18 protein-coding genes are annotated in these 21,306 nt (G+C 75.7%); 13 read left to right on the forward strand and 5 right to left on the reverse strand.

Going from position 1 to position 21,306, the window contains the following annotated elements; all coding sequences use genetic code 11:
* The first annotated feature begins 30 nt into the window (after nucleotides 1-30).
* The 7 genes from FS882_RS18880 to holA all read left to right on the forward strand — a co-directional run bounded on the left by FS882_RS18880 (nucleotide 31) and on the right by holA (nucleotide 10,495).
* Entirely contained in the window at nucleotides 31-768 is a 738-nt protein-coding gene (locus FS882_RS18880; protein ID WP_262348409.1) for a metal-dependent transcriptional regulator, read from the forward strand.
* Nucleotides 769-917: 149 nt separating this feature from the next.
* A complete protein-coding gene (locus FS882_RS18885) occupies nucleotides 918-2,150 on the forward strand; it encodes an MFS transporter (RefSeq protein WP_158375480.1) in 1,233 nt (410 codons plus the stop codon).
* Between the two features lie 209 nt (nucleotides 2,151-2,359).
* Entirely contained in the window at nucleotides 2,360-5,323 is a 2,964-nt protein-coding gene (gene leuS / locus FS882_RS18890) for a leucine--tRNA ligase (RefSeq protein ID WP_410053299.1), read from the forward strand.
* A 116-nt stretch (nucleotides 5,324-5,439) separates the two neighbouring features.
* Nucleotides 5,440-6,579, forward strand: a complete 1,140-nt coding sequence (locus tag FS882_RS18895) for a DegV family protein (protein WP_262348410.1) — start codon at nucleotides 5,440-5,442, stop codon at nucleotides 6,577-6,579.
* A gap of 184 nt (nucleotides 6,580-6,763) precedes the next feature.
* Nucleotides 6,764-7,732: a ComEA family DNA-binding protein gene (locus FS882_RS21695; RefSeq protein ID WP_158375482.1), complete on the forward strand. Its 969-nt coding sequence runs from the start codon at nucleotides 6,764-6,766 to the stop codon at nucleotides 7,730-7,732.
* Nucleotides 7,729-9,456: a ComEC/Rec2 family competence protein gene (locus FS882_RS18905; protein WP_158375484.1), complete on the forward strand. Its 1,728-nt coding sequence runs from the start codon at nucleotides 7,729-7,731 to the stop codon at nucleotides 9,454-9,456. The genes FS882_RS21695 and FS882_RS18905 overlap by 4 nt, the downstream gene beginning before the upstream one ends.
* Nucleotides 9,457-9,460: 4 nt before the next feature.
* Nucleotides 9,461-10,495, forward strand: coding sequence for a DNA polymerase III subunit delta (gene holA / locus FS882_RS18910; RefSeq protein WP_158375486.1), 1,035 nt, complete (start codon nucleotides 9,461-9,463; stop codon nucleotides 10,493-10,495).
* Nucleotides 10,496-10,570: 75 nt separating this feature from the next.
* Here the strand turns inward: holA and FS882_RS18915 are convergent, their stop codons facing one another.
* The gene (locus tag FS882_RS18915) at nucleotides 10,571-11,326 is read right to left on the reverse strand and encodes an EAL domain-containing protein (protein ID WP_158375488.1); all 756 of its coding nucleotides are present in this window, start codon (nucleotides 11,324-11,326) and stop codon (nucleotides 10,571-10,573) included.
* Nucleotides 11,327-11,535: 209 nt separating this feature from the next.
* On the opposite strand from FS882_RS18915, the gene FS882_RS21190 reads away from it, so the two are divergent.
* Together FS882_RS21190 and FS882_RS18920 are read left to right on the forward strand one after the other, a co-directional pair.
* Nucleotides 11,536-11,673, forward strand: a complete 138-nt coding sequence (locus FS882_RS21190; protein WP_154730606.1) for a hypothetical protein — start codon at nucleotides 11,536-11,538, stop codon at nucleotides 11,671-11,673.
* A gap of 122 nt (nucleotides 11,674-11,795) precedes the next feature.
* Entirely contained in the window at nucleotides 11,796-13,127 is a 1,332-nt protein-coding gene (locus FS882_RS18920; RefSeq protein WP_158375490.1) for a helix-turn-helix domain-containing protein, read from the forward strand.
* Nucleotides 13,128-13,440: 313 nt separating this feature from the next.
* Here the strand turns inward: FS882_RS18920 and rpsT are convergent, their stop codons facing one another.
* Nucleotides 13,441-13,701 carry a 30S ribosomal protein S20 gene (gene rpsT / locus FS882_RS18925; RefSeq protein ID WP_154730608.1) on the reverse strand — a complete coding sequence of 87 codons (261 nt, stop codon included), beginning with the start codon at nucleotides 13,699-13,701 and terminating at the stop codon, nucleotides 13,441-13,443.
* 285 nt (nucleotides 13,702-13,986) lie between these two features.
* Here rpsT and FS882_RS18930 point away from each other — a divergent pair, with 285 nt between their 5' ends.
* Complete coding sequence (locus tag FS882_RS18930) at nucleotides 13,987-14,820, forward strand: class I SAM-dependent methyltransferase (RefSeq protein WP_158375492.1); 834 nt, start codon at nucleotides 13,987-13,989, stop codon at nucleotides 14,818-14,820.
* Nucleotides 14,821-14,857: 37 nt separating this feature from the next.
* Here the strand turns inward: FS882_RS18930 and FS882_RS18935 are convergent, their stop codons facing one another.
* Nucleotides 14,858-15,694 (reverse strand): maleylpyruvate isomerase N-terminal domain-containing protein, encoded by an 837-nt coding sequence (locus tag FS882_RS18935; RefSeq protein ID WP_158375494.1) that lies wholly within the window; start codon nucleotides 15,692-15,694, stop codon nucleotides 14,858-14,860.
* Nucleotides 15,695-15,737: 43 nt separating this feature from the next.
* Here FS882_RS18935 and lepA point away from each other — a divergent pair, with 43 nt between their 5' ends.
* Both lepA and hemW read left to right on the forward strand, forming a co-directional pair.
* Entirely contained in the window at nucleotides 15,738-17,618 is a 1,881-nt protein-coding gene (gene lepA, locus FS882_RS18940; RefSeq protein ID WP_158375496.1) for a translation elongation factor 4, read from the forward strand.
* Complete coding sequence (gene hemW / locus FS882_RS18945; protein WP_158375498.1) at nucleotides 17,615-18,859, forward strand: radical SAM family heme chaperone HemW; 1,245 nt, start codon at nucleotides 17,615-17,617, stop codon at nucleotides 18,857-18,859. The genes lepA and hemW overlap by 4 nt, the downstream gene beginning before the upstream one ends.
* A gap of 104 nt (nucleotides 18,860-18,963) precedes the next feature.
* On the opposite strand, the gene FS882_RS18950 is transcribed toward hemW, so the two are convergent.
* Entirely contained in the window at nucleotides 18,964-19,413 is a 450-nt protein-coding gene (locus tag FS882_RS18950; RefSeq protein WP_158375500.1) for a DUF4870 domain-containing protein, read from the reverse strand.
* A gap of 158 nt (nucleotides 19,414-19,571) precedes the next feature.
* Here FS882_RS18950 and FS882_RS18955 point away from each other — a divergent pair, with 158 nt between their 5' ends.
* Nucleotides 19,572-20,432, forward strand: coding sequence for a hypothetical protein (locus FS882_RS18955; protein WP_158375502.1), 861 nt, complete (start codon nucleotides 19,572-19,574; stop codon nucleotides 20,430-20,432).
* A gap of 18 nt (nucleotides 20,433-20,450) precedes the next feature.
* Here the strand turns inward: FS882_RS18955 and FS882_RS18960 are convergent, their stop codons facing one another.
* The gene (locus FS882_RS18960; protein ID WP_262348411.1) at nucleotides 20,451-21,302 is read right to left on the reverse strand and encodes a DUF3097 domain-containing protein; all 852 of its coding nucleotides are present in this window, start codon (nucleotides 21,300-21,302) and stop codon (nucleotides 20,451-20,453) included.
* Between the last annotated feature and the right edge of the window lie 4 nt (nucleotides 21,303-21,306).

Here is a 21,306-nt window from a genome sequence, read left to right on the forward strand (position 1 = left end):
TGCCGACCCCGGGGCCCTAACCTTGTCGGCGTGAGCGAGACCAGCGACCTGACCTCCGTGGCCCAGGACTACCTCAAGGTCGTCTGGACGGCGCGCGAGTGGTCGTCCGCACCGGTGACCACGAAGATGCTCGCCGAGCGGCTCGGCGTCGGCGCCTCGACCGTGTCGGAGACCGTCCGCCGGCTCGCCGACCAGGGCCTCGTCGAGCACGCCCCGTACGCGGCGATCACGCTCACCGAGGAGGGCGTCCGGCACGCGGTGCAGGTCGTCCGCCGGCACCGGCTGATCGAGACGTTCCTGGTCAGCGAGCTCGGCTACGCCTGGGACGAGGTGCACGACGAGGCCGAGGTGCTGGAGCACGCCGTGTCGGACCTCATGGTCGAGCGGATCGACGCCCGCCTCGGCCACCCCACCCGCGACCCGCACGGCGATCCCATCCCCGCACCCGACGGCACCGTGCCCGCGCCGGCCGCGGACATGCTCTGGGAGCTCACCTCGGGGTCGGGCCGGATCGCCCGCATCTCCGACGCCGACCCCGGCCTGCTGCGCTACCTCGCGTCGGTCGGCGTCGTGCTGGACGCCCGGGTCGAGGTCGTCGAGCGCCGGGACTTCGCCGGGATGACCGCGGTGCGGGTGCTGCCGCCGCTCGACGGCGGGTCGGTCGCGGACGCGGCGGCCGGGGCCGTGGGCGCCGCCGCCGAGGCGCGCCCGGTCGAGCTCGGCGAGGTCGCCGCGCGCGCGATCTGGGTGCTGCTCGACCCGGCCTGACCCGGGCCCCGGGCCGCGACCGACCGGCCGGTAGGCTGGGCGGCACCGGACTCCTCGCCGACGCGGTCCGCCGGGACGGGCCGCCGCACCCGTCGGCGCGCTCCGCCGGGTTCCACGCGGTCCACCGACGACGACCGCGGGAGCCGCACATGCACACGAGCACGCCGGGCGCCGGGCCCGCCGTCGACACCGAGGTGGTCCTGGACCCGAGCCTGGTCCGCCGCCGCGCGCGGCTGCCGCTGCTGGCGCTCGCGCTCGGCGGGTTCTCGATCGGCACCACCGAGTTCGCGACGATGGGCCTGCTGCCGCTCATCGCCGAGGACCTCGACGGCACGATCCCCGAGGCCGGCCACGCGATCACCGCGTACGCCCTGGGCGTCGTCGTCGGGGCGCCGCTGCTGACCACGATGGCGGCCCGGATGGACCGCCGGAAGCTCCTGCTGGTCCTCATGGCGGCGTTCACCGTCGGCAACGTGCTGTCGGCGCTCGCGCCCTCGCTCGGCTGGCTGGTGGCGGCGCGGTTCGTCGCGGGTCTGCCCCACGGCGCGTTCTTCGGCGTCGGCGCGGTGATGGGTGCGCACGTCGCCGGGCCGGGGCGCCGCGGGCAGGCCGTCGCGACGATGATGGCCGGCCTGACGATCGCGAACGTCGTGGGCGTGCCGCTGTCCACCGTGCTGGGGCAGGCGTTCGGCTGGCGGGTGGCGTTCGTCGCCGTGGGCGTGCTCGGGGCGCTGACCCTGCTGGCCCTGCTCCGGTTCCTGCCCGGCCTGCCGGTGCGGGACGGCGCGACGGTGCGGGCGGAGCTCGGGGCGCTGCGGAACCGGCGGCTGTGGGTCGCGTGCGCCGCGGGCTCGATCGGGTTCGGCGGCATGTTCGCCGTGTACTCCTACGTGTCGCCGCTGCTGACCGAGGTCACCGGCATCGCCGAGGCGACGGTGCCCGTCGTGCTCGCGCTGTTCGGCGTCGGGATGACGGCCGGGACGCTGCTCGGCGGCCGCCTCGCGGACCGGTCCGTGGCCCGCACGGTGCTGCTCGGGTTCGCGTCGACGATCGTCGCGCTCGTGCTCATCGCGGTGCTCGCGCAGTGGGTCGTGCCCGGCGTCCTGGCGATCGTGCTGCTGGGCGTGACCACGCAGGTGCTCGGGCTGTCGCTGCAGGCGTGGCTGATGGACCTGTCGCCGTCCGCGCCGTCGCTCGGCGCCGCGCTGTGCCACTCCGCGCTCAACGCCGGGAACGCGTTCGGCGCCTGGGTCGGCGGCCTCGTGATCGCGGGCGGCCTCGGCTACGTCGCGCCGGCCTGGGTGGGGGCGGGGCTGACCGTGGTCGGCCTGGTCGTCTCGGGCATCGTGCTGGGCGGGGCCGCCCGCCGGCGCACCGCCTGACCCCGACGCGCGGGCGTCCCGCCGGTGTCCGCCGGCGTCCGGCGGCGTCCGGCCCTCCGCCCGCCGAGTGCGGCAGTTCGCGCCGAGCGCGGGGGCTGGGGCGACCGCGCTCGGCGCGGACCACCGCGCTCGGCGACACCCGGCCGAGGGCCGCGCGAGGCGCTCGCGCCGCGTCCGGCGGCGGCTCCGCGCGTCGATAGACTTCCCCGGTGACGTCGCCCGCCAGCACCCAGCCCGATCCCGCCTCCGCCCCGGCCACCGCCGGCGGCCAGGACGTGCCGTTCCGGTACACCGCCGAGCTCGCCCAGCAGATCGAGCTCCGGTGGCAGGACGAGTGGGTCGAGCGCGGCACGTTCTTCGCGGCCAACCCGGCCGGCAGCGCGCTGACCGACGGCGACGGCGCGAACGCCCGCGAGGGCGCGCGGCCGTTCTTCGTGATGGACATGTTCCCGTATCCCTCGGGCGCGGGCCTGCACGTCGGCCACCCGCTGGGGTACATCGCCACCGACGTCGTCGCGCGGTTCCGCCGCATGCAGGGCGACAACGTGCTGCACGCGCTGGGCTACGACGCGTTCGGCCTGCCCGCCGAGCAGTACGCCGTGCAGACGGGCCAGCACCCGCGCACGACCACCGAGGCGAACATCGAGATCATGGCGCGCCAGCTCAAGCGCCTGGGCGTGGCGCACGACCCGCGCCGGTCGTTCGCGACGATCGACCCGGACTACGTGCGCTGGACGCAGTGGATCTTCCTGCAGATCTTCGAGTCCTGGTACGACGAGGACGCCGTGCGCCCCGACGGCGGCACGGGTGCCGCCCGGCCGGTGTCGACGCTGGTCGAGGCGTACGAGTCGGGCGCCCGCGCGGTGCCGGACGGGATCGACGGGGTGCCCGAGGGCGCCGCGTGGGCCGACCTGGACGCCGTGCAGCGCCGCCGCGTGGTCGACGCCCAGCGCCTGGCGTACGTCTCCGAGACGCCGGTGAACTGGTGCCCCGGCCTGGGCACCGTGCTGGCCAACGAGGAGGTCACCTCCGACGGCCGGTCCGAGCGCGGCAACTTCCCGGTGTTCCAGCGCACGCTGCGCCAGTGGAACATGCGGATCACCGCGTACGCCGACCGCCTGGCCGACGACCTGGCGCTGATCGACTGGCCGGAGAAGGTCACCGCGATGCAGCGGAACTGGATCGGCCGGTCCGAGGGCGCGCACGTCGACTTCGAGGTCACCGACGCCGACGAGCCGCTGACCGTCTTCACCACCCGCCCCGACACGCTGTTCGGCGCGACCTACGTCGTCCTGGCGCCCGAGCACCCGCTGGTCGACGCGATCGTCGCCGACTCCGAGCCGGCCTGGGACGAGGACGTGCCGGAGTCCTGGCGCGGGGGCGCCGCGAGCCCGGCCGAGGCCGTCGCCGCCTACCGCCGCGAGGCCGCCGCCAAGACCGCCGTCGAGCGGCAGGCCGACGCCGGCCGCAAGACCGGCGTGTTCACCGGCGGGTACGCGCTGAACCCGGTCAACGGCGCGCAGCTGCCCGTGTTCATCGCCGACTACGTGCTCATGGGTTACGGCACCGGCGCGATCATGGCCGTGCCCGGCGGCGACACCCGCGACTTCGCGTTCGCCGAGGCGTTCGGCCTGCCCGTCGTGCACACCGTGCAGCCGCCGGAGGGCCACGAGGGCCCCTGGACGGGCGACGGCGCGATCATCAACTCGTCGAACGACGAGATCAGCCTGGACGGGCTGTCCGTCGCCGAGGCCAAGACCCGGATCGTCGACTGGCTGGCCGAGCGCAGGGCCGGCTCGCGCACCACCACCTACCGGCTGCGCGACTGGCTGTTCAGCCGGCAGCGGTACTGGGGCGAGCCGTTCCCGATCGTCTACGACGAGCACGACCTGCCCATCGCCGTCCCGGAGCAGGCGCTGCCGGTCGACCTGCCCGACGTGCCGGACTACGCCCCGCGCACCTTCGACCCCGACGACGCCGACTCCTCGCCCGAGGCGCCGCTGAGCCGCAACGACGACTGGGTCAACGTCACGCTGGACCTGGGCGACGGCCCGAAGGTCTACCGCCGCGACACCAACACCATGCCCAACTGGGCCGGGTCGTGCTGGTACTACCTGCACTACCTGGACCCGTCGCACGCGACCGGCCAGGTCGTCGACCCCGCCCTCGAGCAGTACTGGATGGGCCCGGGCCACAACCCGGGGGACACCCACGGCGCGGGCGGCGTCGACCTGTACGTCGGCGGCGTCGAGCACGCCGTGCTGCACCTGCTGTACGCCCGGTTCTGGCACAAGGCGCTGTACGACCTGGGCCACGTCTCCAGCCGCGAGCCCTTCTACAAGCTGTTCAACCAGGGCTACATCCAGGCGTACGCCTACACCGACGCGCGCGGCGTGTACGTCCCGGCCGCCGAGGTGGTCGAGGACGAGTCCGTCGAGTCCGGGTTCACCTGGAACGGCGAGGAGGTGTTCCGCGAGTACGGCAAGATCGGCAAGTCGCTGAAGAACGCCGTGTCCCCGGACGAGATGTACGCCGAGTACGGCGCGGACACCCTGCGCGTCTACGAGATGTCGATGGGACCGCTCGACCTGTCCCGCCCGTGGGAGACCCGGGCCGTCGTCGGCGCGCAGCGGTTCCTGCAGCGCGTGTGGCGCAACGTCGTGTCCGAGGAGACCGGTGAGGTCACCGTCGTCGACGAGGAGCCGACGGTCGAGACGCTGCGCGTCCTGCACCGGACCATCGCCGAGGTCGGCGAGGACATGCAGGGCATGCGGATCAACACCGCCATCGCCAAGCTCATCGTCCTCAACAACCACCTGACGTCGCTGCCCGCGGTGCCGCGGACCGTCGCCGAGCAGCTCGTGCTGATGACCGCGCCCGTCGCGCCGCACCTGGCCGAGGAGCTGTGGTCCCGCCTGGGCCACGAGCGGTCGCTCGCGCACGAGCCGTTCCCGGCCGTCGACCCGCAGTACCTGGTGCAGGAGTCCGTGACCTGCGTGTTCCAGGTGCAGGGCAAGGTCCGCGGGCGGGCCGAGGTCGCGCCCGACGCCGACGAGGCCACGCTGCGCGAGCTCGCGCTGGCCGACCCCGGCGTCCAGCGCGCGATGGCCGGGCGCGGCGTGCGCACGGTGATCGTGCGGGCGCCGAAGCTCGTCAACGTGGTGCCGGCCTGACGCTGGCCGAGGGCGCCGACGCCCCGTCCGCCGCGCTGGGCGCGGGGGCGGGGCGCGGTGCCGCGCGCGGCGGCGGGGCTGCTGGAGCGGGTGGTGACGGGGGTGCGGCGGGCGTCGTGGCCGTGACCGGCGACGGGGGTCCGGCGGGGGCCGGGGCCGCGACCGGTGACGAGGGAGCGGTGCGCTCCGGGGGCGGGACCGTGGGCGGGTCCGGTCCGGGACCGCGCGCCCGGGCCGCGCTGCGGATCGCGGTGCCGCCGCCCGCGTGGGCCGAGCGCGTCGCGCGCCGGCTCCGCCGTGGTCCCCGGGCGGTCGTCGACCCCGAGCCCGCTCAGCCCGCCCCGCCCCGGGTCGTCGTGGTCACCGACTCGACGTCCTGCCTGACGGCGGCCGACGCCGCGGCCTGGGGGATCGACGTCGTCCCGCTCGACGTGGCGGCCGACGGCGAGCGGTTCCGTGACGGCGTCGACCTGACCCCCGACGGGCTGGTCGCGGCGCTCGCCGCCGGGCGCCGCGTCACGACGTCCCAGCCGCCGCCCGCCGCGTTCGCCGCCGCCTACGAGGCCGCCGCCGCGCGCGGGGCCGCCGAGGTGGTGTCCGTGCACCTGTCCGGCGAGCTCTCCGGCACCGTCCGCGCTGCCGGCCTGGCCGCGCAGCTCGCGCCGCTGCCCGTGCACGTCGTCGACTCGCGGAGCGCCGGGCTCGGGCTCGGCTTCGCCGCGCTGGCCGCCGCGGAGGCCGCTCGCGGCACCGTCTGGGGGCCCGCCGACGGCGCGTCCGTGGCGGGGGCCGCCGAGCAGGTCGGGCGGTCCACCGCGGCGTGGTTCGTCGTGGACTCGCTGGACCACCTGCGCCGGGGCGGGCGGCTGGCGGCCGCCGCCGCCGCGTTCGGGACGGTGCTCGGGCTGCGGCCGGTGCTCGTCCTGCGCGACGGGCGGATCGAGGTCGCGGAGCGGGTGCGGACGCGGCGCGCGGCGCGGGAGCGGCTGCACGCGCTCGCCGTGGCGGAGGTGGGACGGCGAGTGCCGGGGGCGGGTTCCGGGGTCGCGGGTGCCGGTGCCGCGGGTGCCGGCTCGGCCGTGTCGGCCGTGCGGGTCGGGGTGCAGCACCTCGGCCGCCCCGAGGTGGCCGAGGAGGTGGCCGGCCGGCTTCGGGACGCGCTCGGCCTCGACGAGGTCCTGGTGCGTGAGGTGGGGGCCGTGCTCGGCGGGCACCTCGGCGTCGGTGCCCTCGCCGTGACCGTGACCGACCGCTGACGTCCCGGGCGGGGCGCAGGCGGGTCGCCCGAGGGCCGGCGCGTGCTCGGCGGCGGTGCGGGTCCCGGCCGTGCCCGCTCGGCGAGCGGTCGCCGAACCGTCCACAGGGGGGTGCCCCGTGCGTCGTCCCCAGGTCGGCGGCCGCCTCGGCACCACCGACGGGGAGGCTGCCTAGCGTCGCCGCATGACCTGGTACGACGGTGGACCGCCACCGGACCCGCGCCACGACGCCACGGTCCCCTTCACCACGGGCGCCGGCGCTGCGCGGCTGCGTGAGGCGGCGCGGGGGGCGTCGGCCGTGCTGCCCGCCGCCGGCGAGCGCGGGGCGGGGCCCGAGCGGGACGAGGCCGCGCGTGCCGGGGACGGTGCGGTGCGGGGTGACGGCGGGACGCCGGGCGCCGAGCAGCCGGTACGGGGTGGTGGCGGGGCGCGCGTCGTGCCGGTCGGTGGCGTCGGTGCCGGCCCGGGCGCGGACCTCGACGAGCCGGACCGCGCGGTCGATGACGGGCGGTCCGGGCTCGACGGCCTCGTGCGGTGGCGGGTCGCGCCGCGGACCGCGGGGATCGCGCTCGGGGCGCTGCTGCTCGCGGGGGGAGCGGTGGCCCTGCGGTCGGCCGGGCAGCCGACGGGGGAGCCGGTCGCGGTCGAGGAGCCCGCGGTGACGGCTCCGGTGGCCGGGCCGGGAGGTGCGGAGCCCGGCCCGACGCCCGAGGAGGCGACCGTCTGGGTGCACGTCGTCGGCGAGGTCGCGTCGCCGGGGGTGGTCGCGATGCCCGCCGGTTCGCGCGTGGCCGACGCCGTCACGGCGGCCGGCGGCGCGCTCCCGGGCGCGGACCTCACCGCGCTGAACCTGGCGGCCGTGGTCCAGGACGGTGCCCAGATCCGCGTCCCGGCGCCCGGTGAGGAGCCGGTGGCGGCCGAGGACGCGGGCGGCGGCGTGGGTGGCGGCGGTGCGGCGGGTGGCGCGGTGGACGTGAACGCGGCCGGCGCGGCCGAGCTCCAGACGCTGCCGGGGATCGGCCCGGTGCTCGCCGAGCGGATCGTGGCCTGGCGCGAGGCGCACGGCCCGTTCGCGAGCGTGGACGCCCTGCAGGACGTGTCCGGCATCGGCCCCGCGGTGCTCGGCCAGATCCGTGACCTGGTGCGGGTGTGAGCGCCGACGAGGCGGTCGACGTCCGGCTGGTCCCGGCGGCGCTCGCGGTCTGGGCGGCCGCGGTGCTCGCCGTCTGCGGCACCGCGGGGGTGCTGGTCGGCGCCGGTGCGGTGGTCGGGGCGCTCGCCGCGGCCGTGCTCGGCGTGCGGCCGCGGGCGGAGGCACCGGCGCGGAGTGCGCGGCGTGCGCGGGCGTGGGGCGCGGTGCGGGCCGGGCCGCGCCCGCCGGACCGGGCTGCGCGGCGCCCGCCGGACCGGGCTGCGCTGCGCGGGCAGGGCGGGCTGGCGCTGGGCGCGGTGGCGGTCCTGCTCCTGGCCACGGGGACCCAGGTCCGCGCCCGCGAGGCGGGCGACATCCGGGGGCTCGCCGAGGAGCGAGCACGCGTGCGGCTGGCCGGGACCGTCCGGTCCACCCCGCAGCCGCCCGGGGGCGGGGGCGGCTCGGGCGGGGTCGTGCGCTTCCTGCTGGCGGTGGACTCGGTGGCCGACGTCGGTGCCGGGCGGGGCGCGGAGCAGACCACCGGGCGGGACGCCGGGCAGGAGGCCGAGCAGGAGGCCGGGCAGGAGACGCGGCGGGCGGGCGGCCCGCGTGCCACCGCGTCGCGTGCCGCCGTCGAGGTGTACGCGCCTGCCACGGCGTCCGACCTGGCCTACGGCACGCGCGTCGTCGTCGAGGCCCGGCTCTCGCCGGTCCCGGACGTCGCGCGACGGGCGATGGCGCGCGCCCGGGCGGACGGCGACCTGGGGGTGCGGGCACCGCCTCCCACCGTGCTCCGCGTCGCCGACGGGGTGCGGGCCGGGCTGGTCGCGACCGCGGCCACGGTGCCCGGCGACGCGGGTCGGCTGCTGCCGGCGGTGGCGGTCGGCGACACCCGCGGGGTCGGTGACCTGGACGACGCGATGCGCGTGTCCGGGCTCGCGCACATCACGGCGGTGTCGGGGGCGCACTTCTCGATCCTCGGGGCGGTCGTGCTGGCGGTGGTCACGCGGTGCGGGGTGCCGCGGCGGTGGCGCTGGTTGCCGCTCGTGGTGGCGCTCGGGGGGTTCGTCGCGGTGGTGCAGCCCGGGTCGAGCGTCGTGCGCGCGGCGGTGATGGGCGCTGTCGGCGTGCTCGGCATCGTCGTGGGCCGACCGGCGCGGTCGGTGCCTGCGCTGGCGTGCGCCGTGATCGTGCTGCTCGTGGTGGACCCGTGGTTGGCGCGGGACGTCGGGTTCGTGCTGTCCGTGGTCGCGACGGCGGGGATCGCGCTGCTCGCGGGGCCGCTGGCTCGACGGTGGTCGGCGACGGCGGGCGCCTCACGGACGCGCGCGACCAGCAGGGCCGGTGCCGACGAGCTCCCGGCTGCGCATCCCGTGGCGACCGCCTTCGCCGTCCCCGTCGCCGCCCAGGCGGTGTGCGGGCCGGTGCTGCTCGTGCTCACCCCTGCCGTGTCCGCGTACGCCGTGCTGGCGAACGCCGTCGCGGCGCCGGCCGTGGCTCCGGCGACGGTCGGAGGGCTGCTCGCCGCCGTGCTCGGCCCGTGGTGGCCGGCGGGTGCGACCTGGTGCGCGCAGGGGGCGGGCGCGGCGTGCTGGTGGATCGCCGCGGTCGCCCGCACCGCGACCGGGCTGCCGGGCGCCCAGGTGGCGTGGGCGGGCGGTGCGCTCGGCCAGGTGCTCCTCGCGTGCGCGTGCGGCGCCGCGCTCGTCCTGGTGCTCCGGTGTCGGCGGGCCGTGGGACGCTAGGCAGGTGCCTGCTCCCACCTCCGCCGCGCGCCGACCCGCCCGGGGCGGCCGCGGGTCGTCCGCCCCCGCCGGCCTCGCGTGGGACGAGGTCGGGCTCGCCCCGGTCGTCCTGATCACCGGCCCGGAGGAGCTGCTCGCCGAACGCGCCGCCGACCGGGTCGTCGGGCTCGCCCGCGAGCGGGACGCCGAGGTCGAGGTCACGCGCCTCGACGCCGCGGCGTACGGGGCCGGCGAGCTGACGCTGGCCACGAGCCCCTCGTTGTTCGCCGAGGACCGGGTCGTGGTGGTCGAGAACGTCGAGAAGGGCACGGACGACCTGATCCTCGAGGCGACGGCCTACGTCGCGGCCCCGCAGGAGGACGTCGTCCTGGTGCTCCGGCACGGCGGCGGCCAGCGCGGCAAGCGGCTGCTCGACGCGGTGAAGGCGGCCGGCCACCCCGTGGCGGTGTGCGAGACGATCAAGCGCGACGCCGACAAGGCCGCGTTCGTGACGCAGGAGCTGCGTCGCGCGGGCCGCCGGATGGAGGCCCGTGCCGTCCGGTCCCTGGTGGACGCCGTCGGCAGCGACCTGCGCGAGCTCGCCGCGGCGTGCGCCCAGCTCGTCGCGGACACGTCGGGCGTCATCAGCGTCGAGGTCGTCGAGCGGTACTACGGCGGCCGGATCGAGGCGACGGGGTTCCGCGTCGCCGACGCAGCGGTCGACGGCAACGCCGGGGAGGCGGTCGCGCTGCTGCGGCACGCGTTCGCCACGGGCGTCGACCCGGTCCCGCTGGTGGCGGCGCTCGCGGCGCGGCTCCGGGTGCTCGCCAAGGTGTCGGCGGTGCGGGGGCGCGGACCGGGCGCCGAGCGCGACCTCGGGCTCGCGCCGTGGCAGGTCGACCGGTCGCGCAAGGAGCTGAACCGGTGGACGCCCGAGGCGCTCGCGTCGGCGATCACCGCGGTCGCGCAGGCGGACGCGGAGGTCAAGGGCGCGAGCCGCGACCCGCGCTTCGCCGTCGAGCGCGCGGTGCTGCGGATCGCCGCGGTCGTCCGGCGCTGACCGCCCCGCGGGGTCGGCCCGCCGCACGGCGAGGCAGGCGGGCGACGAGGACGTGCGCCACGTGCCCGGCGCCGATCAGATGTAGTGCTGCCCCAGCGCGTTGGTGCCGGGCCGCAGCAGCGGCGCCGCCGAGCGGTCGACCAGCAGGCTCCGCTCCAGCAGGTTGCCCTGGTAGAGGTCGAAGCCGAGGCGCCGCCCGGCCTTGAGCTCGGCGCTCGTCTCGACGAACTCGGCGACCAGCAGCGCGCCGTGGGACCGCGCCAGGTCGACCACCGGCTCGCCCTCGAGGTCGAGGTCCCGTGCGTCGATCTTCACGAAGTCGGCCTGGGGGAGGAGCATGCGCTGGTCCTGCCGGGAGACGAACCCGGCCATCGCGATCCGGAAGCCCTGCTCCCGGAGCCGGCGGACCCCCCGCAGCACGTCGCCGTCGATGCGGGTCGTGCCCGTGATCTCCACCACGAGGCGGTCGGGACGGTTCGGCAGGTGCAGCTCGCCGGTGAGGAACGCGCGCGGGCACCGCGCGAACAGCCAGCGCCCGTGGCCGACCTCGTCGACGTCCGCGCGGCCGAAGGTGGCGCGCAGCACGGCGCTGGTCGCGCGCTCGTGCTGGAGCTCGCTCCACGCGCCGGCGTCGGCCGAGGTGGCGCCGGGTGCCCGGAACGCCAGCTCGTAGCCGAAGGGGTGCAGCCGGGGGGAGAAGATCCCCTGCCGCCCGACCAGCACGCGCTCCGTCGCCACGTGCCGCTCCCACTGGCGGCGCAGCACGTCCGGGATCGCGGCGTCGATCTCGTCCGCGAGCTGTCGCTCCACGTCGCCCTGTCCCCTGGTCATGTCATCCATGACACCACAGTCAGCGCCGCATGACACGGGTTCGGCTCTCCGACCGGGGGTGATATCGCGAGATGACGGGGCAAAGTGACGTCGGATTCACCCGATCGGGCGGAACCGCGCCAGAACTGCTCAGCAGGTGGTGCGAAGCGCATCGCATCAGTCATGATCGTCGTGACAGCCAGTCAACATTCTGTGACAGGAGACCCCCCATGCGCACCTCGATCAAGGCCATCGCCACCGCCGCCCTCGCCCTGACCCTCACCCTCGGCGCGTCGGGCGCGGCCAACGCCGCCGGCGGCTTCACGATCCAGAGCGGCGCGACGGGCTGCTGCCGGACCGTCGCCTGAACGCCTTCGGGGCGTCCCGGCTCGCTCCGCCGACGCTCGGCGCGTGCGGCGAGCCGGGACCGAGTCGTGGCGGACGGGTGACAGGCTCGCCGTCACGAGGCGTCATAGGTACAGTGACACCCATGACGACCATTGCTGACCGCGTCCGCCAGGCGCGGTTGGCCGCTGGGCTCTCCCAGACGGCCCTCGCCGGAGACGCGCTCTCGCCGAGCTACATCTCCCTCATCGAGTCCGGTCGGCGCGAGCCGACCGACGCGGCGCTCGGCGTCATCGCCGAGCGGCTCGGGTCCACGGTCGAGTACCTCAAGCACGGCGACGAGGGGCCGGCCGAGGCGCGCGCCAAGCTCGCGCTCGACTACGCCCGTCTCGACCTGGTGTCGGGGGAGGCCTCGTCGGCACGGGACCGGATCCTCGCGCTGGACCTCGAGCCGGTGTCCCGGCAGGTGCGGGTCGAGGCGCTGCTGGCCCTCGCGCAGGCGCACGAGATGCTCGGCGACCTCGAGTCGGCCGTCGGCGTCCTGGAGCCCCTGCTCACGCAGGCACGCGTCGAGCAGCACCACCTCGACGCCGCCGCGGCGGCCACGGCCCTCGTCGCCTCCTACGTGGAGTCCGGCGACCTCGGCCGCGCGATCGAGGTCGGCGACCGCCAGCTCGCGGAGCTGGAGGAGGCCGGCCTGACCGGCACCGACGAGCACCTCCGCCTCGGCTCGACGACCCTGTGGGCGTACGTCGAGCGCGGCGACCTGCTGTACGCGACGCACCGCGCGGCCGAGCTGATCCGCCAGGCGGAGTCGCTGGGCACCCCGCGCGGCCGCGGGTCGGTCTACTGGAACGCGGCGCTCGTGGCGGAGCAGCGGCACGACTACGGCCTGGCCAAGCGCTACACCGAGCGCGCGCTGGCGCTCCTCGGCGAGGGCGAGGTCAGCCGCGACATCCCGCGTCTGCGCCTCAACTACGCGTGGCTCCTGCTCCGCAGCGACCCGGCCGAACCGGCGACCGCGCTCGAGCAGCTCGAGCGCGCGGCCCCCGAGCTCGAGGTCTCCGGCTCCGAGGTGGAGATGGCGCGCCTGGATGTCGAGCGGTCGCGCGCGCACCTGATGCAGGGCGACCCGGTCGCGGCCGAGTCCTTCGGCCGCGCGGCTCTCGACCGGCTCGGCGACCAGCCCCGTCTGGACGGCGCGGCGGCGCAGCTCGCGATCGGCGACGCGCTGCACGCCCGCGGGGAGGTCGAGGCGGCGTCCCGCGCGTACCGCTGGGCCGCCGACATGCTCGGCATGATGTCCGCGTCGCGGCAGTCCGCCGCGGTGTGGCGCGAGCTCGGCGACCGGTTCCTGGGCCACGGCGACGTGACCGGGGCTGCGCAGGCGTTCGACCGCGCGCTGCGGGAGGCGGGCTTCCGGCCGGCCGTTCCCGCGGTGCTGTGGGAGGCGTGGAGCGCGGTGGCTCAGGACTGAGCGACCGCGTTCCCCACGGGAGGGCCACGGCCCGACCCGCACAGAGGGCGTCACCCCGCAGGGGGGGTGACGCCCTCGGCGTGTTCCGGGAGTGCCCCGCGCCCCACGCCGTGCGTCCCGGCGTGCCGTCGCTCCGCCGAGGTTGCAGCAGATGTCGCCATCACGCGCGTGAAGACAGCATCTGCTGCAACCTCGCCGGGCCTGGGCAAGGCGTGGGCCGGTCGTGGGCGGGGCGCGGGCCGGACGCGGGTGGGACGACGAAGGGCGCCACCCCGTGGAGAGGGTGACGCCCTTCGTGAAGGCTACGGTCGCGTCAGAGCGCGTTGACCGACTTCGCCAGCGCCGACTTCTTGTTGGCGGCCTGGTTGGCGTGGATGACGCCCTTCGAGACGGCCTTGTCGAGCTTCTTCGACGCGGCGACGAGCGCGGTGCTCGCGGCGTCCTTGTCGCCACCGGCGACGGCCTCGCGCACGCGGCGCACGAACGTCTTCAGCTCGGACTTGACAGCCTTGTTACGCAGGCGCGCCTTCTCGTTGGTGCGGATGCGCTTCATCTGGGACTTGATGTTGGCCACGGTGTGGACTCTCTTCGTGTGTTCGCCGGAGCGAGAGGAACAAGGTCGTAGAGGGCGCGTCCGGCGCCGGGACTGGGGCGTGGGGACACCCGCGGAGAGGAACCGGACTTGTGCCCGCCGACCCGGGCGGACACGCGACTGACAAGCCTACCAGGCGAGCAGCCGCCGGACGAAGCCCGGCCGCACGACCCCGCGACTCCCCGGGACGGGGTGCCCCGGGCCTCGGGCGGCCGCGGGCCGATAACCCCTCGTCGTCGCCGCGCGACCCACCCTAGGGTGCCGCTCATGAGCAGCGACGCCGTGGCCGTGAACCGGCGCAGCTGGGACGCCGTGGTCCCCGCCCACCTCGGGGCCTACGGCGCCGACGCCTTCGTGGTCGAGGACGGCCGGATCACGTCGGTGGTCCGCGACGACCTCGCCGCGCTCGTGCCGCACCTGCCGGGCGGCTCGCCGGCCGGGCTCGACCTGGTGCACCTGCAGTGCCACATCGGGCTCGACACGCTCTCGTGGGCGCGGCTCGGGGCACGGGTGACGGGGATCGACCTGTCCCCGGCCTCGACGGCCGCGGCCCGGGACCTCGCCGAGCGGGCCGGCCTGGCGGCGACCTTCCTGGAGAGCGACGTCGCGCGGGCCCTGGACGTGTGCCCCGACCGGTTCGACGTCGTCTACACGGGGATCGGCGCGCTGTGCTGGCTGCCGGACCTGGACGCGTGGGCGCGCGTGGTGGCGGGGCTGCTGCGTCCGGGCGGCACGTTCTACGTCCGCGAGGCCCATCCGGTGCTGTACGCCCTGGACCCGGAGCGCGCCGACGGGGCGCTGGTCCTGACGCAGCCGTACTTCGGCGGCGCGCCGCGGCACCACCGGCACGCCTCGACCTATGCCGGGGGAGCGGTGCCCGAGGACGCGCGGGACACCTACGAGTGGCAGCACGGCCTCGCCGAGATCGTGCAGGCGCTGCTCGGCGCCGGGCTGCGGCTGGTCGAGATCGCGGAGCACCGGACGATCCCGTGGCGTGCGCTGCCCGGGATGGAGCCGACCGGCGACGGCAGCTGGGCGCTCCCGCAGGGTGGTGACCGCGTGCCCCTGACGTTCGCCCTGACGGCCACGAAGCCGGCGTGACGCGCAAGCGGGGCCACGCCGGGCGCCGGCGGTGGCGTCAGGGCGTGAGCGGGGCTGCCCGGGCCGCGTCCAGGGCGGCGCGGTCGCCCGTGACCGTCAGCGCCGGGTCGTCCGCAGGGGTGCGGCCCCAGAGGAGCAGGGCCAGCGCGCGGGCGGGGCCCGCGACGGTCACCGGCGCGCCGTCGGGCGCCGACGGGGCGGTCGCGTCGCCTGCCGCCTCCGGCCGCAGGCCCGCCGGGCCCGGCTGCCCGTCCGCCGGCGCGCCCAGCAGCCACGACCGCCCCGCGTCGTCCGCGATCAGCTCCACGGGCGCGTCCAGCGGCGCCATCCGCCCCAGCCGCACCTGCCGCGGCGTCATCACCGTCACCACCTCGTCGACGGCGTCGGCCCACAGCACGGGGTCGGCCACGGGGTGCGGGGCGCCGGCGGCCGCGGCGAGGTCGTGCAGGTGCACGAGCGTCTCGTGCAGCTGCCTGCGGTGCCAGAACGCGGCCGGCCCGGGCCCGAGCAGGGTGTACGCGGGTGCGTCCGGGCCGAGCGACCGGAGGGTGGCCTGCAGCACGTCCGCCTGCTCCCGGTAGAACGTCCGGAGCGCGTCGGGCTCGCGGGGTCCGACCGGGTCGGCGCCGTCGTCGTCCTCGCGCCGTGCCATCGCCGCGGCCCAGCGGTGCACCCCGCCGAGGTGCAGCGCGAGGTCGGTCACGGTCCACGGGGCGCATCCCGGCACCGGGGCGCCCGGGTCCGCCTCGGCGAGCAGCGCGGCGAAGGCGTCCTGGGCGGCGGCGAGCGCGTCGAGCACGGCGGTCCCGGCCGCCGGCTCGGCGGTCCCGGCGGACCAGGAGTCGGCGGCGGCTCGGGTCCCGGGCGCGGGCATGGGACCATGGTGGCAGTCCGACCCTGCGAAACCGAGGGAGCACGTGTCCCCGATCCCGAGCGCCGAGCAGTCCCGGCGCATCACCCCCGCGGCGACCCCGCCCGAGCTGCTGCGCAACTTCTGCATCATCGCGCACATCGACCACGGCAAGTCGACGCTCGCCGACCGCATGCTGCAGCTGACCGGCGTGGTCGACTCGCGCGCCATGCGCGCGCAGTACCTCGACCGCATGGACATCGAGCGCGAGCGCGGGATCACGATCAAGTCCCAGGCCGTGCGCATGCCGTGGGCGCTGGGGGACACCCCCTACGCGCTCAACATGATCGACACCCCGGGGCACGTCGACTTCACCTACGAGGTGTCCCGGTCGCTCGCCGCCTGCGAGGGCGCCGTGCTGCTGGTCGACGCCGCGCAGGGCATCGAGGCGCAGACGCTGGCCAACCTGTACCTGGCCATGGAGAACGACCTCCAGATCATCCCGGTGCTGAACAAGATCGACCTGCCGGCGGCGCAGCCCGAGAAGTACGCCGAGGAGCTCGCGAGCCTCATCGGCGGCGACCCGGCCGACTGCCTCAAGGTGTCCGGCAAGACCGGCGAGGGCGTCGAGGCGCTGCTGGACCGGATCGTCGAGCTGGTCCCCGCCCCGACCGGCGACCCCGACGCCCCGGCGCGCGCCATGATCTTCGACTCGGTCTACGACACCTACCGCGGCGTCGTGACCTACGTGCGGGTCAAGGACGGCAACCTCAACCCGCGCGAGCGCATCGCGATGATGTCGACGAAGGCCACGCACGAGCTGCTGGAGATCGGCGTCATCTCGCCCGAGCCCGTCCCGACCAAGGGCCTGGGCGTCGGCGAGGTCGGCTACCTCATCACCGGCGTGAAGGACGTCCGCCAGTCGAAGGTCGGCGACACCGTCACGAACGCGAGCAAGCCCGCCACCGAGGCGATCGGCGGCTACTCCGACCCGAAGCCGATGGTGTTCTCGGGCCTGTACCCGATCGACGGCTCGGACTACCCGGTGCTGCGGGACGCGCTCGACAAGCTCAAGCTCAACGACGCCGCGCTGAACTACGAGCCCGAGACCTCGGTCGCGCTTGGCTTCGGGTTCCGCGTCGGGTTCCTCGGCCTGCTGCACCTGGAGATCATCCGGGAGCGGCTGGAGCGCGAGTTCAACCTCGACCTCATCTCGACCGCGCCGAACGTCGTCTACGAGGTGACGATGGAGGACCGCACGGTCGTCACCGTGACCAACCCGAGCGAGTTCCCCGGCGGCAAGATCCGCGAGGTGCGCGAGCCGATCGTGAAGTCGACGATCCTCGCCCCGAGCGAGTTCATCGGCGCGATCATGGAGCTCTGCCAGGGCAAGCGCGGCGACCTGCTGGGCATGGACTACCTGTCCGAGGACCGCGTCGAGATGCGCTACACGCTGCCGCTCGCGGAGATCGTGTTCGACTTCTTCGACCAGCTGAAGTCCCGGACCCGCGGCTACGCGAGCCTCGACTACGAGCCCGTCGGCGAGCAGGTCGCGGACCTGGTGAAGGTCGACATCCTGCTGCAGGGCGAGCAGGTCGACGCGTTCAGCTCGATCGTGCACAAGGACAAGGCGTACGCGTACGGCGTGATGATGGCGTCCAAGCTCAAGGACCTCATCCCGCGCCAGCAGTTCGAGGTGCCGATCCAGGCGGCCGTGGGGTCGCGGGTCATCGCCCGCGAGACGATCCGCGCGATCCGCAAGGACGTCCTCGCCAAGTGCTACGGCGGTGACATCACCCGCAAGCGGAAGCTGCTGGAGAAGCAGAAGGAGGGCAAGAAGCGCATGAAGACCATCGGCCGGGTCGACGTGCCGCAGGAGGCCTTCATCGCCGCGCTGTCGTCCGACGCGGGCGGCGCCAAGGACGCCAAGGACGCGAAGAAGAAGTGAGCCCGGCGCTCCCGGAGGGCGACGCCGCACCCGCGGACGGAGCCCTCCCGGCCTCGGTGCGCGACGGCGCCGACCGCCGCGGGTTCGGCGTGTACCTGCACGTGCCGTTCTGCACGGTCCGCTGCGGGTACTGCGACTTCAACACGTACACGGCGACCGAGCTCGGCGGTGGCGCGTCCCAGGTGGCCTACGCGGACACGGCGCTGGCCGAGCTCGCGCTCGGCGGCCGGGTCACGCGCGCCGCGGGGCTGCCCGAGCGGCCGGCGTCGACGGTGTTCGTCGGCGGCGGCACGCCCACGGTGCTGCCGGCCTCCGACCTGGTCCGGATGCTCGACGGCGTCCGCGGCGCCTGGGGCCTCGCGGACGACGCCGAGGTCACGACCGAGGCCAATCCCGACTCGGTGACCCCGGAGTCGCTGGCCGAGCTGGCGCGCGGCGGGTTCACGCGCGTGTCGTTCGGCATGCAGTCGGCCGTCCCGCACGTGCTGGCGACGCTGGAGCGCACCCACGACCCGCGCCGCATCCCCGACGTCGTGCGCTGGGCGCGGGACGCCGGCCTGGCCGTGTCGCTCGACCTCATCTACGGCACGCCCGGGGAGTCGCTGGCGGACTGGCGGACCTCGCTGGAGACGGCCCTGGCCACCGGCGTCGACCACGTGTCGGCGTACGCGCTGGTCGTCGAGCAGGGGACCAAGATGGCGGTGCAGGTGCGTCGCGGCGAGCTGGCGCTGCCCGACGAGGACGACCAGGCCGCGAAGTACGAGCTCGCCGACGACCTGCTCACCGAGGCCGGCCTGCACTGGTACGAGGTGAGCAACTGGGCGCGCACCCCTGCTGACGCGTGCCGGCACAACCTCGCGTACTGGCGCAACGACGACTGGTGGGGCGTCGGCCCCGGCGCGCACAGCCACGTGGGCGGCGTGCGGTGGTGGAACGTGAAGCACCCGCGGGCGTACGCGGCGCGGCTCGCGGCGGGGGAGAGCCCGGCGGCCGGGCGGGAGACCGTCGAGGACGCCTCGGCGCGGCTGGAGCGGGTGATGCTCGGGGTGCGGCTGGACGAGGGGCTGCCCGTCGAGGCGCTGAGCCCGTCCGGGCGTGCGCGGGTGGCCGGGCTGGTGGCCGACGGGCTGGTCGACGCGCGCGCGGCGCTCGGCGCCGGGGGCCGGCCGGGCCGCCGGGTGCGGCTGACCCGCCGGGGCCGGCTGCTGGCCGACGCGGTCGTCCGCACCCTCGCGGACTGACCCTCGGGGCGCACCGCCCGGAAGACGAGTGGAAGGTCTGGCCGGACTCGCCGTGGGCGTGTCGGGCCAGACCTTCCACTCGCGGTCGCGCTAGCGCGCGGGGGTCACTTCACCAGGCGCAGGGTGAGCGGGTAGCGGTACCACTCGCCCTTGTTCACGGCCACGGCCGCGAGGATCGAGAACACCAGCGCGACGACGCCCACCACGAACGGCAGGAAGAACAGCACGCCGAACGTGACGCCGGCCAGGATGCCGGACGCGATGTAGGCGATCACGACGGTGATCTGGAAGTTCAGCGCCTCCTTGGCCTGGTCGTCCAGGAACGGGCCGCGGCCCTTGAAGACCAGCCAGATCACGAGCGGCGCGATGAACGAGAAGATGATCCCGCCCAGGTGCGCGAGCAGCGACCAGGTCTTCTCCTCGTCCGGGCGCAGCGGCTGCTGCGGCTGGGCCCCGTACGGCTGCTGCGGCTGGCCGCCGTACGGCTGCTGGGGCTGACCGCCGAACGGCGGCTGCTGCTGGCCGCCCGCGGGCGGCTGCTGGTCGTACGACATGAGTCTCCTCGTGGGTGGTGCGGGGCTACGGCGGTCGAAGCGTAGCGGTGTGACCGGGTCTTTCGTCCTCTTCTGTCCAGAATCGGCCTCCTTGACACCCGGTGGCCGTCTTCGGTTCGCTGGCTCGACGGCGACCGAGCGCCGACCAGGAGGGCACGATGACCGAGAACCCGGGCACCACCCCGCCGCGCGACGACGAGCCGCAGCCGGGGCCGGGGCCGCAGCAGCCGTACGGCCAGCCGCCGTACCCGCCGCAGCAGCCGTACGGCCAGCCGCCCTACCCGCCGCCCGGCTACGGCCAGCAGCCGCCGTACCCGCCGCCCGGGTACGGCCCGCCGACCGCCGGTTCGAGCGTCGGGGAGGCGTTCACCTGGGGCTGGACGAAGTTCACCCAGTACGTCGGCCCGTTCCTGCTGGGCGTCCTCGCGTACCTCGCGGTCATCGTCGTGGTGTCGGTGGTGCTGTTCTCGGTGCTCGTCGGCGGCACCGTCGCGAGCGTCGACCCCGCCACCCAGGAGCTGCGCGGCGGGACGGGGGTCGGCCTCGTCCTCGGCTACCTCGTGGTCGTCGCGGTGATCGCCCTGCTCAGCGTGTTCATGCAGGCCGGCGTCATCCGGGCGACCCTCGAGGTCGCGGACGGGCGCCGGGTCGAGGTGGGCACGTTCTTCCGGTTCGACGACGTCGGCAAGGTGCTGGTGGCCGCGCTGCTCGTCGGGCTGGGCACCGCGGTCGGCATCGTGCTGTTCGTGATCCCGGGCCTGGTGTTCGCGTTCCTCGCGCAGTTCACGCTGTTCTTCGTGATCGACAAGCGCATGGCGCCCGTGGACGCGATCCGGGCCAGCTTCACGATGGTGACCCGGAACCTCGGCGCGGTGCTGCTGCTGTTCCTCGCGGTCTACGCCGCGAACCTCGTCGGGTCGGCGCTGTGCGGCATCGGCCAGCTGGTGTCGTTCCCGGTCGGCCTGCTCGCGACGACCTGGCTCTACCGCCGCCTCCAGGACGAGCCCGTCGCCCCCTGAGCGCGACGGGGCGGCGCGTCAGGGCGCGGTGACGAAGTCGATCAGCTCCTCGACCCGCCCCAGCAGCGACGGCTCCAGGTCGGCGTAGGACCGCACGGAGCGCAGGATGCGCTGCCAGGCACGGGCGACGTCGGCCTGCTCGTCGGCGGGCCAGCCGAGCTCGCGCAGGATGCCGCGCTTCCACTCGGTGCCGCGCTCGATGGTCGGCCACGCGGTCAGCCCGACGCGCGCGGGCTTCACGGCCTGCCACACGTCGACGTAGGGGTGGCCGAGCACGAGCAGCGTCCCGGCGGGCACCGTGCGCGCGGCCTCGTCGGCGATCCGCTGCTCCTTCGACCCCGGCACCAGGTGGTCGACCAGCACGCCGACCTTCTTGCCCGGCCCGGGGCGGAAGTCGCGCAGCGCGTCGACCAGGTTGTCCACGCCGTCGAGCAGCTCGACGACGACGCCCTCGGCCCGCAGGTCGTCGCCCCAGACCTTCTCGACGAGCTCGGCGTCGTGCTTGCCCTCGACCCAGATCCGGCTGCCGATCGCGACGCGGGCGCGCTGGTCGGCCGCCGCCAGCGAGCCGGACGCGGTGCGCTTCGGCCCGGTCGGCGCGGTCGGTCGCGGCGGCACCAGCTCGACCGGCTTGCCGTCGACCCAGAACCCCGGCCCGAGCCGGAACGTCCGCGTGCGCCCGCGGCGGTCCTCCAGGACGACGACGTGCTCGCCGCCCGACTTCTCCACCCGGACGACGGCCCCGACCCAGCCGGTCGTGACCTCCTCGACGACCAGGCCGCGCTCGGCGGGGGTGGGGGTGGAGGTGGGGCGGCGGTGCGCGCTCGAGGATGCCCCGGACAGCACGTCGGTTCCGTAGCGGTCGGTCACCCGC

Source organism: Cellulosimicrobium cellulans (assembly GCF_007679345.1).
Classification (GTDB): domain Bacteria; phylum Actinomycetota; class Actinomycetes; order Actinomycetales; family Cellulomonadaceae; genus Cellulomonas; species Cellulomonas cellulans_A.

Bases quoted from the DNA above. Each gene is read 5' to 3' on its own strand.
- FS882_RS18885 (WP_158375480.1), top strand. From the start codon at position 918: ATGCACACGAGCACGCCGGGCGCCGGGCCCGCCGTCGACACCGAGGTG.
- FS882_RS21695 (WP_158375482.1), top strand. From the start codon at position 6,764: ATGACCTGGTACGACGGTGGACCGCCACCGGACCCGCGCCACGACGCC.
- FS882_RS18915 (WP_158375488.1), bottom strand. From the start codon at position 11,326: ATGACCAGGGGACAGGGCGACGTGGAGCGACAGCTCGCGGACGAGATC.
- FS882_RS21190 (WP_154730606.1), top strand. From the start codon at position 11,536: ATGCGCACCTCGATCAAGGCCATCGCCACCGCCGCCCTCGCCCTGACC.
- FS882_RS18920 (WP_158375490.1), top strand. From the start codon at position 11,796: ATGACGACCATTGCTGACCGCGTCCGCCAGGCGCGGTTGGCCGCTGGG.
- FS882_RS18930 (WP_158375492.1), top strand. From the start codon at position 13,987: ATGAGCAGCGACGCCGTGGCCGTGAACCGGCGCAGCTGGGACGCCGTG.
- FS882_RS18935 (WP_158375494.1), bottom strand. From the start codon at position 15,694: ATGCCCGCGCCCGGGACCCGAGCCGCCGCCGACTCCTGGTCCGCCGGG.
- FS882_RS18950 (WP_158375500.1), bottom strand. From the start codon at position 19,413: ATGTCGTACGACCAGCAGCCGCCCGCGGGCGGCCAGCAGCAGCCGCCG.
- FS882_RS18955 (WP_158375502.1), top strand. From the start codon at position 19,572: ATGACCGAGAACCCGGGCACCACCCCGCCGCGCGACGACGAGCCGCAG.